14 protein-coding genes and 1 pseudogene are annotated in these 15,486 nt (G+C 64.9%); 11 read left to right on the top strand and 4 right to left on the bottom strand.

Annotated elements, in window-relative coordinates:
- The first annotated feature begins 222 nt into the window (after nt 1-222).
- Nucleotides 223-1,671 (top strand): PAS domain-containing protein, encoded by a 1,449-nt coding sequence (locus ACFQU0_RS16200; protein WP_382202592.1) that lies wholly within the window; start codon nt 223-225, stop codon nt 1,669-1,671.
- On the opposite strand, the gene ACFQU0_RS16195 is transcribed toward ACFQU0_RS16200, so the two are convergent.
- Nucleotides 1,636-2,226, bottom strand: coding sequence for a DEAD/DEAH box helicase family protein (locus ACFQU0_RS16195; RefSeq protein ID WP_382202591.1), 591 nt, complete (start codon nt 2,224-2,226; stop codon nt 1,636-1,638). The two genes, ACFQU0_RS16200 and ACFQU0_RS16195, sit on opposite strands and share 36 nt — an antisense overlap.
- A 149-nt stretch (nt 2,227-2,375) precedes the next feature.
- Here ACFQU0_RS16195 and ACFQU0_RS16190 point away from each other — a divergent pair, with 149 nt between their 5' ends.
- From ACFQU0_RS16190 to ACFQU0_RS16180, 3 genes are all read left to right on the top strand, one after another.
- Complete coding sequence (locus ACFQU0_RS16190) at nt 2,376-4,088, top strand: methyl-accepting chemotaxis protein (protein ID WP_382202589.1); 1,713 nt, start codon at nt 2,376-2,378, stop codon at nt 4,086-4,088.
- 35 nt (nt 4,089-4,123) lie between these two features.
- Complete coding sequence (locus ACFQU0_RS16185; protein ID WP_382202587.1) at nt 4,124-4,384, top strand: DUF3297 family protein; 261 nt, start codon at nt 4,124-4,126, stop codon at nt 4,382-4,384.
- A gap of 310 nt (nt 4,385-4,694) precedes the next feature.
- On the top strand, nt 4,695-6,551 hold the full coding sequence (locus ACFQU0_RS16180; RefSeq protein WP_382202585.1) for a phosphoenolpyruvate carboxykinase (GTP): 1,857 nt from the start codon (nt 4,695-4,697) through the stop codon (nt 6,549-6,551).
- 78 nt (nt 6,552-6,629) lie between these two features.
- Here ACFQU0_RS16180 and ACFQU0_RS16175 read toward each other — a convergent pair whose 3' ends face one another.
- The gene (locus ACFQU0_RS16175; protein ID WP_382202583.1) at nt 6,630-7,121 is read right to left on the bottom strand and encodes a hypothetical protein; all 492 of its coding nucleotides are present in this window, start codon (nt 7,119-7,121) and stop codon (nt 6,630-6,632) included.
- 101 nt (nt 7,122-7,222) lie between these two features.
- On the opposite strand from ACFQU0_RS16175, the gene ACFQU0_RS16170 reads away from it, so the two are divergent.
- The 4 genes and pseudogenes from ACFQU0_RS16170 to ACFQU0_RS16155 all read left to right on the top strand — a co-directional run bounded on the left by ACFQU0_RS16170 (nt 7,223) and on the right by ACFQU0_RS16155 (nt 10,780).
- Nucleotides 7,223-8,197, top strand: a complete 975-nt coding sequence (locus tag ACFQU0_RS16170; RefSeq protein WP_382202581.1) for a LysR family transcriptional regulator — start codon at nt 7,223-7,225, stop codon at nt 8,195-8,197.
- On the top strand, nt 8,194-9,018 hold the full coding sequence (locus tag ACFQU0_RS16165) for a metallophosphoesterase (RefSeq protein ID WP_382202579.1): 825 nt from the start codon (nt 8,194-8,196) through the stop codon (nt 9,016-9,018). The genes ACFQU0_RS16170 and ACFQU0_RS16165 overlap by 4 nt, the downstream gene beginning before the upstream one ends.
- A 71-nt stretch (nt 9,019-9,089) precedes the next feature.
- Nucleotides 9,090-9,512 carry a universal stress protein gene (locus tag ACFQU0_RS16160; protein ID WP_382202577.1) on the top strand — a complete coding sequence of 141 codons (423 nt, stop codon included), beginning with the start codon at nt 9,090-9,092 and terminating at the stop codon, nt 9,510-9,512.
- Between the two features lie 33 nt (nt 9,513-9,545).
- A pseudogene (locus ACFQU0_RS16155) lies at nt 9,546-10,780 on the top strand (HD-GYP domain-containing protein).
- A gap of 12 nt (nt 10,781-10,792) precedes the next feature.
- On the opposite strand, the gene ACFQU0_RS16150 reads toward ACFQU0_RS16155, so the two are convergent.
- On the bottom strand, nt 10,793-11,422 hold the full coding sequence (locus ACFQU0_RS16150) for a TetR/AcrR family transcriptional regulator (RefSeq protein WP_382202575.1): 630 nt from the start codon (nt 11,420-11,422) through the stop codon (nt 10,793-10,795).
- Between the two features lie 175 nt (nt 11,423-11,597).
- On the opposite strand from ACFQU0_RS16150, the gene ACFQU0_RS16145 reads away from it, so the two are divergent.
- A complete protein-coding gene (locus tag ACFQU0_RS16145; protein WP_382202573.1) occupies nt 11,598-12,557 on the top strand; it encodes a fasciclin domain-containing protein in 960 nt (319 codons plus the stop codon).
- A gap of 55 nt (nt 12,558-12,612) precedes the next feature.
- Entirely contained in the window at nt 12,613-13,065 is a 453-nt protein-coding gene (locus ACFQU0_RS16140) for a fasciclin domain-containing protein (RefSeq protein WP_382202572.1), read from the top strand.
- Between the two features lie 48 nt (nt 13,066-13,113).
- Here ACFQU0_RS16140 and ACFQU0_RS16135 read toward each other — a convergent pair whose 3' ends face one another.
- Entirely contained in the window at nt 13,114-14,028 is a 915-nt protein-coding gene (locus ACFQU0_RS16135) for a LysR family transcriptional regulator ArgP (protein WP_382202570.1), read from the bottom strand.
- A gap of 113 nt (nt 14,029-14,141) precedes the next feature.
- Here ACFQU0_RS16135 and ACFQU0_RS16130 point away from each other — a divergent pair, with 113 nt between their 5' ends.
- Nucleotides 14,142-15,485: a D-amino acid dehydrogenase gene (locus tag ACFQU0_RS16130; RefSeq protein ID WP_382202568.1), complete on the top strand. Its 1,344-nt coding sequence runs from the start codon at nt 14,142-14,144 to the stop codon at nt 15,483-15,485.
- Nucleotide 15,486 lies beyond the last annotated feature (1 nt).

The following is a 15,486-nucleotide window of genomic DNA, read 5'->3' as shown; positions in this document are numbered from 1 at the left end:
CCGTTTTGTTTTAGGTGCCGCCCGTCGCCGACCAAATTGAAAAAATGATTCAATTTGTGTTGTTGAAAAAGCGGCAATTCCAGTAAAGTTACACAAATTCACTTTACGCCCGGCGCTGTCCCAGCGCCGCGTTGCACTGCCCGGTCAGGCTCAGAGACATGCGCCAGCCGCCGCCCGGTTCAATCCCTGAACCCGGTTTTGGCAGATTGCCAGGAGGAACGCATGCACAACAAACGCTGGATGTTGCTGGGCTGGCTCTCGGTCGCCGCGCTGGCCGTGGGCATCGGGTACGTCGCCCACCTGAACACATCGGCGGACGATGCCTCGCTGGTCCAGACCACGTCGCCGTTGGTGCCGCCACCGGCCTGGGTGGACCCAGGGCCCAAATCGGCGCCCGGCTGGCCACAGCTGGTGCTGCCCGTGCTGCTGCTGGGCGCTGGCGCGGTGGGGCAGGCAGCGTGGCGCGCACGCCGCCACCGGCGCCATGTCGAACGGCTGGAAGCGGACATGCTGGACGGCCTGGAGGCACAAAGCCAGTTGCTGACCCTGACCAACCTGTTGCCGGTGGGCATTTCGCACGTGGAAGAAGACGCCGAAGGCCAACTGCTGGCCCGTTTTGTCAACCCGCGCATGGCCGAATTGCTGGGGGTGCGCCTGGACGACCTGCAATTCGATGCGCAGGCGGGCTGGCGCCACATCCATCCAGACGATTTGCGGCAGACCAACCTGGCCTTGACGCAGGCGACGGGCAGCGTGCGCCGGGGGGCGCCCCAGGTGAACCTGGAAACGCTGTGTCGGGTGCAGCGCGATGGCCACACCCGCTGGTTGCGCTCGCGCTCGCAAGTGCGACTGGCCGGTGGCGAAGCCGGGCGCCACGGGGTGGTCCACATCCACACCTGTGCGGAAGACGTCACCGAACTGCGGCGCCAGCAGAAATGCAACCAGGACGTGCTCGACGCCTACCCGGCCCCGGTGCGCGTGCGCGACATGGCCGGACGCCACCTGATGACCAACCCCGCCTTTGACCGGCTGCACATGTTGCGGCCCGGCGAATCGCTGGGCAAAACCGATGCCGAACTGTTGCCGCTGGACGTTCAGCGGCTCTACGGTGCGGTGGACGAGCGCCTGGCCACGTCCGGCCGGGCACAGGTTTTCGAACAAACCCTGAGCGACGCGAGCGGTGCGCACACGCATCAGGTCACGCAGTTTCTCTTGCGCGACGAAGACCAACGCCCTTACGCCACCTGCGCCATCAGCACCGACGTGAGCGACCACCAGCCAGCCCAAGGCCGGCTGCAACAGGTGCTGGATGTGTCGCCCGTACCGGTGCTGATCACCGACTCGGGCCGCGTGGTCTACGCCAACCGGCGGTGCAGCGACCTGCTCGGCGTGCGGCTGGGCACACAGGCCGCGCTGTTGTTTGAGGACCCCGCCGAACCTGCGCGCCTCGAAGAACGGGTGGCAAACGAGGGCCATGTGACCGCCCACACACTGCGCCTGCACGGCGCCGACGCCACCGTCCACGCGTTCTGGATGACCGCCGTGCCCACCGACCACAACGGCCGGCCGGCCATCCTGATCTGGCTTGAAGCGCCGCCGGGCGAAGACGCCGCCCGTCAGGCGGCTTGCGCGCGATCAGACCAGGGTGGCGGCGAACTGCTCTATCGCTGAGACGGACGGCGGCAACGGGGTGAACTTGATGCCTTCGCGGTTCAGGCAGCCACGCAGGCCCGCATCCACGGCACGCGCCTGGTCTTCGTCTTGCAGGCGACCGCTGCGCACGTATTTTTTGTCGGGATCGCGCTGCACCAGCACGTTCACGTTTTTGTATTGCTGGTGCCAGGCCAGGATTTGTTTGCGTGTCTTGGCCACATCACAGATGTTGTCGGGGTAGGTCTCGTTGTAATAGAGCAACTGGGGCAGCGAACACTCGGTCACCAAATACTGCACCTGGCCGTCCAGAATGCTCAGCATGGTGTTCTGCTGGTGTGCGATCAGGTACTGGTTGCGCAAGGCTTCCAGGTCTTTCTGCCAAACCAGGGCCTTGGCGTAGTCGGGCACGGTTTCCACGGTGAGGTGGCGCTGGTGCAGGCTGAGCACGATGGCGGCGGTGTACAGCGATTTGTCGCTGCCCGGCCCACCGATGATGTTGATCACCTGGGTGGGGTAGATACGCATCTTGTTCTCGGGCAAGCGTGGCGCCACGTAGGTGTACTGCAAGGCCATGACATTCTCCTCAGAATCAGCTTGCGCATATTGTTTCGGCCAGTTAACCTTTGCTCAACGAAGAAGCTTGCAGCGCAGGGGAAGGTTGGTGGTCATGAAAGCCACAAGGTATCGCGTCCTGTGCATGTTGTCACAACAGTGGAGGAATCATGCGCGTCAATTTGCCCGTCAGTGGCCAGGAACATCCGTTTCCCACCGGCCAAACCTTGGTGTCAACCACCGACACCAAGGGGCGCATCCTCTACTGCAACCCGATCTTCATCGAGGTCAGCGGCTACGAGAAGGAAGAACTGCTCGGCCAGCCCCACAACATCGTGCGCCACCCCGACATGCCGGAGGAGGCCTACCGCGACATGTGGGACACGATCGCCAGTGGGCGCCCCTGGTCGGCGGCGGTGAAGAACCGGCGCAAAAACGGTGACCACTACTGGGTGATGGCCAACGCCACGCCCCTGCTGCAAAACGGCCAGCCCATCGGCTACATGTCGGTGCGCACCGAAGCCACACGCGAACAGATCCAGTCCGCCGAACAGCTCTATGCCACCATGCGCGCCGAAAAGGAGAGTGGCCGCCTGGTGCACACGCTCAAAAACGGGCGCCTGGTGAAACACACGCTGGCCGGGCGCCTGGCCGAAATGACGCGTCTGAGCCTGTCCGCCAAGATGCTGGTGGTGCTGCTGGCGCTGGTGCTGGTCGGCCAGGGCGTCAACCTGGTGCTGCCGGCCTCGGGCGGGCTGATGAGCGCGCTCAACCTCGGTGCCAAACTGGCCTTGCTGGTGGGCTTCTGGTGGTACCTCACCCATTTGATCACCGCCCCCTTGGGTGCCCTGATCAATGCGGCCAACAGCATGGCGGCGGGCGACCTCACCCAGTCGGTGGCCCACACCCGCAGCGACCAGCTCGGCGACCTTCAGGTGGCGCTGAGCCAACTCGGGGTGAACCTGCGTTCGGTGGTGCGCGACGCCCGCCAGCAAAGCGGGGCCATGGTGATGGGCACGGCCGAGATCGCCAGCGGCAACCTGGACCTGAGCCAGCGCACCGAGGCCCAGGCCAGCAACCTGGAGCAGACCGCCGCCTCCATGGAAGAGATCACGGGCACGGTGCGCCAGTCCGCCGAGTCGGCCCGCCAGGCCAGCGAGTTGTCGGCGCAGGCGCGCGACATCGCCGAACGCGGCAGCGAGGCCGTCAACGAGGTCGGCACCAACATGCGGGCGATCCAGGAATCGTCGCGCCGCATCAGCGAGATCACACAGGTGATCGACAGCATCGCGTTCCAGACCAACATCCTGGCGCTGAACGCTGCCGTGGAGGCGGCGCGTGCGGGCGAACAGGGCCGGGGTTTTGCGGTGGTGGCCAGCGAGGTGCGCACGCTGGCGCAGCGCACATCCACCGCTGCCAAAGAGGTCAAAACACTGATCGAGGATTCGGCCAGCAAGGTGGAGGCCGGCCACACCAAATCGGAGGCCGCACGCAAAACCATGAGCGAAGCCGTGGAAGGGGTGCGCCGGGTCAATGTGCTGGTGGACGAAATCAGCAACGCCGCCAAAGAGCAGCTGACGGGCATCTCGCAGATCAACGCGGCGGTGGCGCAACTCGACACCATCACCCAGCAGAACGCGGCGCTGGTGGAAGAAATCGCCGCCTCGGCGCAATCGCTCGAAGGCTTGGCCCAAAACACCACCGAAACGGTGGCGGTGTTCCGCATCGACAACGGTGGCACCGGCGCGGCGACCACCGACGCGGTGGGCCTGCGGCGCCAGATGCGCGAACAACAGCAGCAGCAACGGCGCGCGCCCGCCAGCGGCGCCACCTTGGTGCCCGCACCCACGCGCGCCGGGCTGCGCCCTGCCCTGCCGCAGTGATGGGTGTGGGCGACGGCTCGGCGACAATTGCCGCCATGAACGACACCGCCGCCACCCCCTCCGAGCGCCCCGCGCTGCCCGATCACCTCTCCATCGACCCGCGCAGCCCACACCACGTGGCGGCGGTTTTCGAACACGACATCGGCATCCGTTTCAACGGCAAAGAACGTTTCGACGTTGAGGAATACTGCGTCAGCGAAGGCTGGATACGCGTGCCTGCCGGCAAAACGGTGGACCGCAAAGGCCAGCCGCTGATGATCAAACTCAAGGGTGCGGTTGAGGCCTTCTACCGCTGAACAAGCGGTAGCATAGGGTCATGCAAGTTTTGCATGTACCCGTCAGGTAACTGCCACCCTGCTTTCATAAAATACCCCTCCTTGGCCGACACGCGGGCCAAAACCCGGGTTTACCGACGCGGGGTTTTGGCTTTTCGCGCTGCACCCTGCACCCAGCACGCAGCCCTCCGGGCGCCGACCGAGACGCAGTCCCTCAGCAGAGAAGGGGATACTGAAAAACGTCTCAACCTGTGTTCTCGCACAGGCGCTCCCTCCACGGTTTGAAGCGACGTTTTTCAAGATTCCGCTTTTTTACTTTGGAGCTGACCACATGAATTCTCCCGCCATGCAGGGCCTGACCATCCAGGCGCCCGCCTTTGTGAAGAACGCCCGCCTCATCGCCTGGGTGGCCGACATGGCCGCCCTGTGCAAACCCGCGCGCATCCACTGGTGCGACGGCAGCGAAGCCGAATACAACACCCTGTGCGAGCAGATGGTGGCCAGCGGCACCCTGAAGCGCCTGAACCCCGCCAAACGCCCGAACTCCTACCTGGCCTGGTCCGACCCGTCCGACGTGGCCCGCGTGGAAGACCGCACCTTCATCTGCTCTGAAAAGCAGGAAGACGCCGGTCCGACCAACAACTGGAAAGCCCCGGCCGACATGCGCGCCACGCTCCAGCCCCTGTTCGACGGCTGCATGGCTGGGCGCACCATGTACGTGATCCCCTTCAGCATGGGCCCGCTGGGTTCGCACATCGCCCAGATCGGCGTGGAACTGACCGACAGCCCCTACGTGGTCACCAACATGAAGATCATGACCCGCATGGGCAAGGCGGTGTACGACGTGCTGGGCGTGGACGGCGAGTACGTGCCCTGCGTGCACACCGTGGGCGCACCGCTGGCCGAAGGCCAGGCCGACGTGTCGTGGCCTTGCAACCCGACCACCAAATACATCGTCCACTACCCCGAAACGCGCGAGATCTGGTCTTACGGCTCGGGCTACGGTGGCAACGCCCTGCTGGGCAAGAAGTGCCTGGCCCTGCGCATCGCCTCCACCATGGGCCGCGACCAGGGCTGGCTGGCCGAGCACATGCTGATCCTGGGCGTGACCTCTCCCGAGGGCAAGAAGTCGCACGTGGCCGCGGCCTTCCCCAGCGCCTGCGGCAAGACCAACTTCGCCATGCTGATCCCGCCGCAAGGTCTGAACGGCTGGACCGTCACCACCATCGGCGACGACATCGCCTGGATCAAGCCCCACGCCGACGGCAAGCTGTACGCCATCAACCCCGAAGCCGGCTACTTCGGCGTCGCCCCTGGCACCAACACGCTGACCAACCCCAACTGCATGGCCAGCCTGACCAAGGACGTGATCTTCACCAACGTGGCCCTCACCGACGACGGCGACGTGTGGTGGGAAGGCATGGGCGATGCCCCGGCCCACGCCATCGACTGGCAGGGCAAGGACTGGACGCCGCAGCTCGCAAAAGAAACCGGCGCCAAGGCCGCCCACCCCAACGCGCGCTTCACCGTGGCCGCCATCAACAACCCCGCGCTCGACCCGGCCTGGGACGACCCGGCCGGTGTGCCCATCGACGCCTTCATCTTCGGTGGCCGCCGCAGCACCACCGTGCCGTTGGTGACCGAAGCCCGCACCTGGATGGAAGGCGTCTACATGGCCGCCACCATGGGTTCGGAAACCACCGCTGCCGCCTTTGGCGCCCAGGGCGTGGTGCGCCGCGACCCGTTCGCGATGCTGCCCTTCACCGGCTACAACATGAGTGACTACTTCCAGCACTGGCTGGACATGGAGCACAAGCTGGAAAGCCTGGGTCACACCCTGCCCAAGATCTTCTGCGTCAACTGGTTCCGCAAGGGCGCCGACGGCAAGTTCGTCTGGCCTGGCTACGGCGAAAACATGCGGGTGCTCAAGTGGATGCTCGACCGCATCGAAGGCAAGGTGCAAGGCCAGGACAACCTGTTTGGCGTCAGCCCCACCTTTGAGGAAATCGAGTGGAGCGGCCTGGACTTCAACCGTGCCCAGTTCGACTCGGTGACCCACATCGACAAGGCCGACTGGCAGGCCGAGCTGGCCCTGCACAGCGAGCTGTTCACCCAGCTGGCCTACCACCTGCCCCAGGAGCTGGTTGCCACCAAGGCGCAGATCGAGCAGCGCCTGGCCGCCGCATAAGGTCACACAGGCCACAAGCGGACAGCAAAAAGGCCACCGGGTTGCCCCGGTGGCCTTTTTTTATGGTGCGTCAGCGGCTCAGCAATAGAACACGGCGCGGCGGCGGCCTGCCGGCATCTGACTGCGGGCCAGGCGCAACAGGGCTTCGCTGTCGGGCACCACAGTGGCGGGCGCGTCCACATCGGCGCGCTGTTGTGCGGCCACCAACTCGCTCATCACGCGCGAATCGGTTTTGGCGATCTCCCACATGCGGGCTTCGGCGCGGCGTTGTGCTGCAGCCACCGACCAGCGGTTGAGCGCTGCCATGGCACGCAAACCCATGCGACGGGCGGTGCCGGCAAACACCAGGGTGGCGGCAAACACCACCGCCCACAGCAGCACCCAGGCCAGGAACACATGGCCATCCACCCAGGACTCGATCACCTGATCGGCCACCACCACCAACGCGGCCACCACGGCCGCCAGCAGCAAAGCCGCCAAGCCACGGGCGCCTTCGTTGGTCGGGCGCACAACCGCTTCGTTGGTGCGGCCACTCAAAGCAACAGGGGAAGAAGAAACGACGGTGCTCATGGCAAACTCCTTGAAGAAATGTCTTTTGGACAGGTGAATCCTAGGGTTAACCCCAGGTATTTGCAAATTTATTCTTGTGATGGCTTACATTCACAAGCCAAATGAATGAACTCAACTTCCGCACCCTGGACCTGAACCTGCTGCGGGTGTTCGACGAGGTGATGGCCGAGCGCAACCTGACGCGCGCGGCGCAACGCCTGTCCATGACCCAGCCGGCCGTGAGCAACGCCTTGCGCCGCCTGCGCGACCTGCTGGGCGACGAGCTGGTGTTGCGCGCCGGCTACGGTGTGGAACCCACCCCACGCGCCTTGATGCTGTGGCCCAGCGTGCGCGACGCGCTGCACCAGTTGCGCGAGGCGCTGGCCCCGGGCGACTTCAACCCCGCCCTGGCCCAGAACGCGTTTGTGTTCACCATGGCCGACGCCACCGCCGCCAAGGTGATTCCCGGCCTGGTGGACGTGCTGGCCAGCGAAGCCCCGGGCGTGACGCTGCGGGTCGTTCCGCTGACCACGCGCGACCCGCGCCAGTTGCTGGAGTCGGGCGAGGTCGACCTGGCCATCGGCCACTTTCCTGGCGTGTTGGCCGAACTGGGCGCCCAGCACCTGCAAGAGAGCAACCCACGCTTCATGTACGAGCGCCTGTACGACGGTGAGTACGTGGTGGTCATGCGCAAACACCACCCGCTGGCCCAAGGCGCGCTGAGCCTGAACGACTACTGCGCCGCGCGCCACCTGCTGGTGAGTTTTTCCGGGCGCCCGGTCGGTTTTGTGGACGAGGCGCTGACCGCCGTCTCGCGCAAACGGCGTGTGGTGCTCACGGTCAACCAGTTCTTCACCGCCGGCCTGGTCGTGGCCAGCTCCGACCTGCTGACCGTGTTGCCACGCCACTTCATCGGCGGCACCGGTGTGGCCGACCAGTTGGTGTGGCGACCGCTGCCGCTGGACGTGCCGGCCGTGCATGTGGATGCGTTGTGGCACCGCCAGCACCAGGCCAGCAGCGCCCACCGCTGGCTACGCGAAGCCGTTCGGCGCACCGCCCAGAACAACCGCCAGGTGGCTCCGGTGGCCGCGCCATGAACATCCAACTGCTGAGCGACTTGCACCTGGAGTCCAACCCGCACCTGCAGATCGAACCCGCGCCCGGCGCCGATCTGCTGGTGCTGGCCGGCGACATCGGCTCGTACCAGACACGTCGCGACGGCCACGCGCTGACCGAGCCCGACTGGGGTCTGCAGCGCTTTTCACCACTTCCACAGTTTGCCGGCTGGCCGGTGCCCGTGCTGTTTGTGCCCGGCAACCACGAATACGACGCACTGGATTTCGACGAAGCCCACACCAACCTGCGCCACACCTGCGACCGCCTGGGTCTGGTGTGGCTGGAACGCGAACAGTGGCGCCTGGGCAGCGTGCGTTTTGTGGGCACCACCTTGTGGGCCGACTTCGACGCCCTGGCCCAGGGGCTGCCGCCCACCGAGGCGCTGAAGGCACGCGACAAAGCCTTTCGCGCCGCCAACTTCTACCTGCGCACCATGGCCACCCGGCGCGGCGGCGCGTTGTTCGACGCAGCCGCCATGCGCGACCAGGCGCTGCAGTGCCAGCAATGGCTGGCCGAAGCACTGTCTCAGCCCTTCGATGGCCACACCGTGGTGGTGACCCATTTCGCCCCCAGCCTGCGCAGCGCGGACCCGCGCTACGGCCTCACACCCGGCACGGCCGGCTTCTGCAACACGCTGGATCCCATGCTGGCCCACGCCGACCTGTGGCTGCATGGGCACCTGCATTGTGCGCACGACTACCGCGTGGGCAACTGCCGCGTCGTGGCCAACCCCATGGGGTATGCGCACAAGGGTGAACAGAAGGACTTCCGTCCCAGCCAGTGCATCGCGCTTGCAGCTTGACCGAAAACAACAAGCCCCTGTGTCAAACATTTACACTCAAGCGCACTCTGTCAAACCCTGGAGCCAAACCCATGAAAATCCTTCTCGCCGTTGATGGCAGCCCGTACACCAAGAAGATGCTTGCCTACCTGGCCACCCACGCCGAGATGTTTGGCACCAACAACCAGTTCACCTTGCTCAACGTGCAGCTGCCGTTGCCCCCGCGCGCCCGCGCGGCCGTGGGTGCCGAAGTGGTCAAGAGCTACCACGAGGAAGAAGCCACCAAGGTGTTTGGCCCCGTGGTCAAGTTTCTCAAGCGCCACAGCATTGAGCCCGACACCGTCAGCAAAGTCGGCCATCCGGGCGAGCTGATCGCCAAGACCGCCGACAGCGGCAAGTTCGATCTTGTGATCATGGGCTCGCACGGCCACAGCGCCCTGGGCAACCTGGTCATGGGCTCGGTGGCCACCAAGGTCATGGCGCACTGCGGCACGCCCGTCCTGCTGGTGCGCTGACATCCCCCTTGTCAGACCGGGCAGGGTAGGCACTTGCTCAAGCAGATCCGCCCCGATCAGTTGCGGCTGGGCATGTACATCCAGGGCTTCGAGGGGTCCTGGATAGACCACCCCTTCTGGCGCAACCGCTTTGTGCTCGAAGAGCCGCGCGATCTGGCCCGCGTGATGGTCAGTGGGTGACCGGCGTGTGGATAGACACCAGCCAAGGGCTGGATGTCGAGGTGCTGACATTCGACGCGCCGTCTGCGACGCCCGACGAACCGGCGCCGGATGTGCCGTCCGAAACGCTGCTTGCGGAGCGCCCCATCGCGTGTGGCCTGCGCGAAGAAATGGCCCGTGCCGCCAGCGTCTGCCTGTCTGCGCGCGAGGAAATGACGCGCATGTTCAGCGAGGTCCGCATGGGCCGCGCCATCGACACCGGCACAGTGCGCGGTCTGGTGCAAGACATCACCGATTCGGTGATGCGCAACGGCAGCGCGCTCATCAGCCTGGCGCGGCTCAAAACGGCAGACAACTACACCTACATGCACTCGGTGGCCGTGTGTGCGCTGATGGTGTCGGTCGGGCGCCAGCTCAAGCTCAGCGACGAACAGGTGAGCGACGCGGGTTTTGCCGGCCTGCTGCACGACATCGGCAAGGCCCTGGTGCCCATGGCCGTGCTCAACAAACCCGGCCGATTGACCGATGACGAATTTGAGCTGGTGAAAAGCCACCCGCACAAGGGCTGGCAGTTGCTCAAGGACAGCGGCGTGAGCCACCCGGTGGCGCTGGACGTGTGCCTGCACCACCACGAGCGGATGGATGGCGCCGGCTACCCCAACAAACTGGCCGGCGACCAGATCAGCCTGATGGCCCGCATGGGCGCGGTGTGCGACGTGTACGACGCCATCACCTCCAACCGCCCCTACAAGGCGGGCTGGGACCCGGCCGAGTCGCTCAGCCGCATGGCCAAGTGGACCGGCGGGCATTTTGATCCGCGTGTGTTTCAGGCCTTTGTGCGCAGCCTGGGCATTTACCCGGTGGGCTCGCTGGTCAAGCTCAACAACGAGAAACTGGCGGTGGTGATTGACCAGTCACAACGTTCGCTGCTCAAGCCCATCGTCAAGGTGTTCTACTCGCTGCGCCACCAGGAGCGCCTGCCGCTGCAGGAGGTGGACTTGTCGGCCCCCAACACCAAAATACAAATCCTCGGCCGCGAAGACCCAGCCGACTGGCCCTTCCCCGACCTCGACGACATCTGGTCGGGCGGCGCCGCGCCCCACCGCTGATACCCGGCCGCGTCAGCGCGCGTTCAAGCCCTCAAAGCAGCTGGTCATCACCATGTCGATGATCTCGCTGTCGCTGTGGGTGCCACTGGCCCGCAAGAAACCCAGCACCGGATCACACGCCCGTGCGTACAGGGTGTAGAGCACGGCAATCGGCGGCAGGTTGCGGTTGAGACTGCCATCGGCCTGAGCCGCTTCAATCCAGGCGCCCAGTCGGTCGCTGACCTGCATCAAGCCGTCCATGTACGCGGTGTTCACCATCAAGGCGCCGCGCAGCGCGGAGTTTTCGCTCGGCAACGAAGGCATCTCGCCCGCCAACTGCACCTCCATGGTCCAGCGCGCCACCGCCTTGAGCAGGTCGATGGGGCGCTCCGAGGTGTCGAGGCTGTCGAGAAACGCCACCGCGCGCAACATCACCTTCACCATCGCCGCAGCGGCCAAATCTTCCTTGCTGGAAAAGTGTTTGTACAGGCTGGCCTTGGCGATGCCCACCTCGGCGGCTACCTCGTCCACCGTCATGGCGTCAAACCCTTTTTCGGCCAACAGGCGGTTGACGGCCTGGATGATCGCGTCTTCACGCGCCTGGTGCATTTGCTCCCGAAAACTGCGCTTGGCAGGGGGCGATTTCAATACGGCTGAGGACATCCCACATTTCTCCTGCTGCTGATGGTGCACCAAATTAACGCGCAAGTCTATATCCCCACTCATTTGAGTGAATTTATACTGATTAGTCACTTTTGATTCTGATTGGTTAGTATTCATCCTCGCAAGTTGGCCGCACGCCCGCGAGCCATGTTGTTCAACCACCTGTGAGGCACCCATGCGCATTCCCCGCCGTTCCCTGTTGATGCTGGCCGCCGCCGGCGCCGGTTCTGCCCTGCTGTCCGCCTGTGGCGGTGGCGACGACGACCACAACCCATCAAAAAACATCGTGGAGGTGGCACAAAGCCTGCCCGACTTCAGCATCCTGGTCGAGGCCGTGGTCGCAGCCGATCTGGCCACCACCCTCAGCGGCACCGGCCCCTTCACCGTGTTTGCACCCACCAATGCGGCCTTCGCCGCGCTGCTCACCGAGCTGGGTGTGACCAAAGAAGCCCTGCTGGCGGACAAGGCATTGCTCACGGCCGTCTTGACCTACCACGTGCTGCCCGCCAAGGTGGAAGCCAGCGCGGTGGCCGGCGTGTTGGGCCAACCCATCACCACGGTGCAGGGCGGCGTGTTCAAAATCGAATCGAACAGCGGCCTCAAAATCACCGACGGCCGCAACCGGGTGGCCAACATCACCGGCACCGATGTGGCGGCCAGCAACGGCGTGATCCACGTGATCGACAAGGTCATCCTGCCGGCCGACAAAACCATTGTGCAAACCGCCATCGCCTCGGCGCCGGAATTCACGCTGTTGGTCGAAGCGGTGCAAGCCGCTGGCCTGGTGGACGCGCTGAGCGCGACCGGCCCCTTCACCGTTTTTGCGCCCACCAACGCGGCCTTCGCCGCCGCGCTGGCCGAACTGGGCACGACCAAAGAGGCCTTGTTCGCCAACACCGCGCTGCTGACCGCCGTGCTGACCTACCACGTGGTGCCCAGCCGCGTGTTCAAGGCGCAGGTGCCGCTGAACACGCCCATCACTTCGCTGCAGGGCGCCACGTTCACGGTCGGCAGCGATCTGGCCATCACCGACCAGCTGGGCCGAAAAGCCAACATTGTGGCCACCGATGTGCTCACCAGCAACGGCGTGATCCATGTGATCGACAAAGTGATCCTGCCCACGGCACCTGCCTGAGCACGCCCTGAAATCTCCCTTTTCCCTTCAACCAACCACTGCAACAGGACTGACCATGAAAAAACTGCTGATCGCTTCCGTGATGGGCCTGAGCGCCCTGGCCGCACAAGCCGCCGACATCGTTGACACAGCCGTCTCGGCCGGGTCGTTCAAAACCCTGGTGACCGCGGTGCAAGCTGCCGGCCTGGTGGACACGCTCAAGGGCCCTGGCCCCTTCACCGTCTTCGCCCCCACCGACGAAGCCTTTGCCAAAATCCCGAAAACCCAACTGGATGCCCTGTTGAAAGACAAGGCCGCATTGACCAAGGTGCTGACCTACCACGTGGTGCCCGGCAAGGTGATGGCCGCCGATGTGAAAGCCGGCAAGGTCAAAACGGTGCAAGGCAGCGAGCTGACCGTCAGCACCATGGGTGGCGTGAAAGTGGACGCCGCCAACGTGGTGAAAACCGACGTGGTGGCCAGCAACGGTGTGATCCACGTGATCGACACCGTGGTGATGCCCAAGTAAACGCTGGCCGAAAAAAAGCCCGTCCGGCGCTTGCGCCAGCGGGCTTTTTCACGTCTGGCGCAACTGCGTGGCCGCCTCGCGCCGCAAGGCCGCGCTCAGGCCATCGAGCACGTCGGAGGCCAGGTTCCAGCAGTGCCAATACAGCTTGACGCCTTGCGCGTGTGTGGGCGCCACGTTGACCAGCACACCGCGCGCCAGCCGCTCGCGCACCAGCAGTTCGGGCACCACACTCACGCCCCAGCCACGCTGGACCGCCATCACCTGCCCCTCGGACGAAGGCACATAAATCTGCCGCAAGATGACCCGTTGCAGCCCGAAGGCGCGCGCCACAAATTCGCGCTGCATGTCGTCCTTGCGGTTGAAGGTAATGAAGGGCGTCTGGTGGAAATTGTGGGCGTTCAGGCCGGCCGGCAGGTGGCGTTCGGCAAAGGCGGGTGAGGCCACAGCCACGTAGTCCATGGTGCCCAACGCGTCCATCTTGCAGCCGCGCAAGGCCTGGCCAATGGAGGTGACACAACCCAGCACCTGGCCTTCGCGCAGCCATTCCTGGGTGAAATCCTGGTCGTCGTGGATGATTTCAATCGGCAGGCCACTCTGCGCCAACGGCGTGAGCGCGCCCAGCGCCCAGGTGGCGATGCTGTCGGCGTTGATGGCCACCGAGATGCGCTCGTCATCCCGCCCGCCGCCGGTGGAGCTGGGCGCCAGTTCTTTCAGGTCGCGCTCCAGGTCGGCGCGCAGCAGGCGCATCATCTTCGCGTGTTTGAGCAGCAGTTGCCCCGCCTGCGTGGGTTTGAGCGGGCGGCTGCGCACGATGAGCACCGTGCCCACCTGCGCCTCCAGCGCACGCAGGCGCTGCGACACCGCCGACTGGGTGATGGACAAGCGCTGAGCGGCGCGCTCAAAGCCCCCTTCTTCGATGATGGCGGCCAGGCATTCCAGGGCGTCGGGGTCAAAGGTGCTCATGGCATCCTTCCATTAGTCAATCTGATGTTTTTCAATTTAGTTTAATTTCACTTCAATTTCAAGCCGGTTTTTCCCATACTGCGCAACAGTCAAATTTTTCCAAGGTGAACGCTATGCGAGTGGTTGTGATGGGTGCCGGCATCATTGGTGTGAGCACCGCTTGGCATTTGCTGGAGCGCGGCCACGAGGTCACGCTGGTGGACCGCCAGAACGACGCGGCCCTGGAAACCAGCTTTGCCAACGCGGCGCAGATTTCGGTGAGCTACTGCGAGCCCTGGGCCAACCGCGAGGCGCCGCTGAAGGCGCTCAAGTGGATGTTTTCGCCCACTTCACCGCTGCTGTTCCGCCCGCAACTCGACTGGGACCAGTGGAAGTGGGGCTTGCAATTCCTGGGCCAGTGCAACGACGCCGCCTTCGAGCGCAACGTGGCCCAACTGGTGGCGCTGGGCGCCTTCAGCCACGCCACGCTCAAGGACATGGTGGCCACCACCGGCATCGAATACAACCGCCTGGAGCGTGGCATTGCGCATTACTACACCGACACCCAATCGTTCGACGGCGCGGCCAGCGCGGCCGAGGTGATGGGCCGCCATGGCGTGAAGCGCCGGGTGATCTCGCGCGACGAGCTGCTGAACATCGAACCGGCGCTGCGCGCCTTTGGCGACCGCATTGTGGGTGGCACCTACACCCCCTCCGACGAACACGGCGACGCCCGCGTGTTCACCCAGAAACTCGCCGACCTGTGCGAACAAAAAGGCGCGCGCCTGCTGTTCGGCCACGACATCGAGCAGCTCAACACGGCAGGCGGTGAAATGCAAAACGTGCGCGTGCGCGACCGCCGCAGCGGCGAAGTGCGCACCGTCGTGGGCGATGCGTTTGTCGCCGCCTGCGGCTCCTACACCACGCCGCTGCTGCGCACCGTGGGCGTCAACGTGCCCATCTATCCCGGCAAGGGCTACAGCGCCACACTGCCGCTGCTCAAGCCCGAGCTGGCGCCCAGCGTGAGCATGATCGACGACGGCCTGAAGATCGCCATTTCGCGCCTGGGCAACCAGCTGCGTGTGGCCGGCACCATCGAGCTGGGCGGTTTCGACCTGTCGCTGGACACGCCGCTGGCCAAAAAGCGCTGCCAGATGCTGGTGCGCCGCATTGAGGAAGTCTTCCCCGGCGTGGCCGACACCCGCACGCCCGAAGAAGGCGGCGACCCGCAGTTCTGGACCGGCCTGCGCCCGGCCACCCCCACCAACATCCCTCTGATTGGCCGCACCCAGGTGGGCAAGCTGTGGGTCAATGCCGGCCACGGCACCTTGGGCTGGACCCACGGCGCCGGTTCGGGCCGCGCCCTGGCCGAGCTGATCAGCGGCGAGGTGCCGGCCATGAACTTCAAGTTCCACGGCATGGAATCGGGCGCCAGCAGCCTGGCGACCAACTGGAAGCGGCACAGCGTCGCCGCCTGAG

It is taken from the genome of Hydrogenophaga defluvii (assembly GCF_042665235.1).
GTDB lineage: Bacteria > Pseudomonadota > Gammaproteobacteria > Burkholderiales > Burkholderiaceae_C > Hydrogenophaga > Hydrogenophaga defluvii_A.
The sequence above is the reverse complement of the archived record's forward strand: the minus strand, read 5'-3'. Positions and strand labels throughout refer to the sequence as shown.

Bases quoted from the DNA above. Each gene is read 5' to 3' on its own strand.
- ACFQU0_RS16130 (WP_382202568.1), top strand. From the start codon at position 14,142: ATGCGAGTGGTTGTGATGGGTGCCGGCATCATTGGTGTGAGCACCGCT.
- ACFQU0_RS16185 (WP_382202587.1), top strand. From the start codon at position 4,124: ATGAACGACACCGCCGCCACCCCCTCCGAGCGCCCCGCGCTGCCCGAT.
- ACFQU0_RS16150 (WP_382202575.1), bottom strand. From the start codon at position 11,422: ATGTCCTCAGCCGTATTGAAATCGCCCCCTGCCAAGCGCAGTTTTCGG.
- ACFQU0_RS16140 (WP_382202572.1), top strand. From the start codon at position 12,613: ATGAAAAAACTGCTGATCGCTTCCGTGATGGGCCTGAGCGCCCTGGCC.
- ACFQU0_RS16145 (WP_382202573.1), top strand. From the start codon at position 11,598: ATGCGCATTCCCCGCCGTTCCCTGTTGATGCTGGCCGCCGCCGGCGCC.
- ACFQU0_RS16175 (WP_382202583.1), bottom strand. From the start codon at position 7,121: ATGAGCACCGTCGTTTCTTCTTCCCCTGTTGCTTTGAGTGGCCGCACC.
- ACFQU0_RS16190 (WP_382202589.1), top strand. From the start codon at position 2,376: ATGCGCGTCAATTTGCCCGTCAGTGGCCAGGAACATCCGTTTCCCACC.
- ACFQU0_RS16135 (WP_382202570.1), bottom strand. From the start codon at position 14,028: ATGAGCACCTTTGACCCCGACGCCCTGGAATGCCTGGCCGCCATCATC.
- ACFQU0_RS16180 (WP_382202585.1), top strand. From the start codon at position 4,695: ATGAATTCTCCCGCCATGCAGGGCCTGACCATCCAGGCGCCCGCCTTT.
- ACFQU0_RS16165 (WP_382202579.1), top strand. From the start codon at position 8,194: ATGAACATCCAACTGCTGAGCGACTTGCACCTGGAGTCCAACCCGCAC.
- ACFQU0_RS16200 (WP_382202592.1), top strand. From the start codon at position 223: ATGCACAACAAACGCTGGATGTTGCTGGGCTGGCTCTCGGTCGCCGCG.
- ACFQU0_RS16195 (WP_382202591.1), bottom strand. From the start codon at position 2,226: ATGGCCTTGCAGTACACCTACGTGGCGCCACGCTTGCCCGAGAACAAG.
- ACFQU0_RS16170 (WP_382202581.1), top strand. From the start codon at position 7,223: ATGAATGAACTCAACTTCCGCACCCTGGACCTGAACCTGCTGCGGGTG.
- ACFQU0_RS16160 (WP_382202577.1), top strand. From the start codon at position 9,090: ATGAAAATCCTTCTCGCCGTTGATGGCAGCCCGTACACCAAGAAGATG.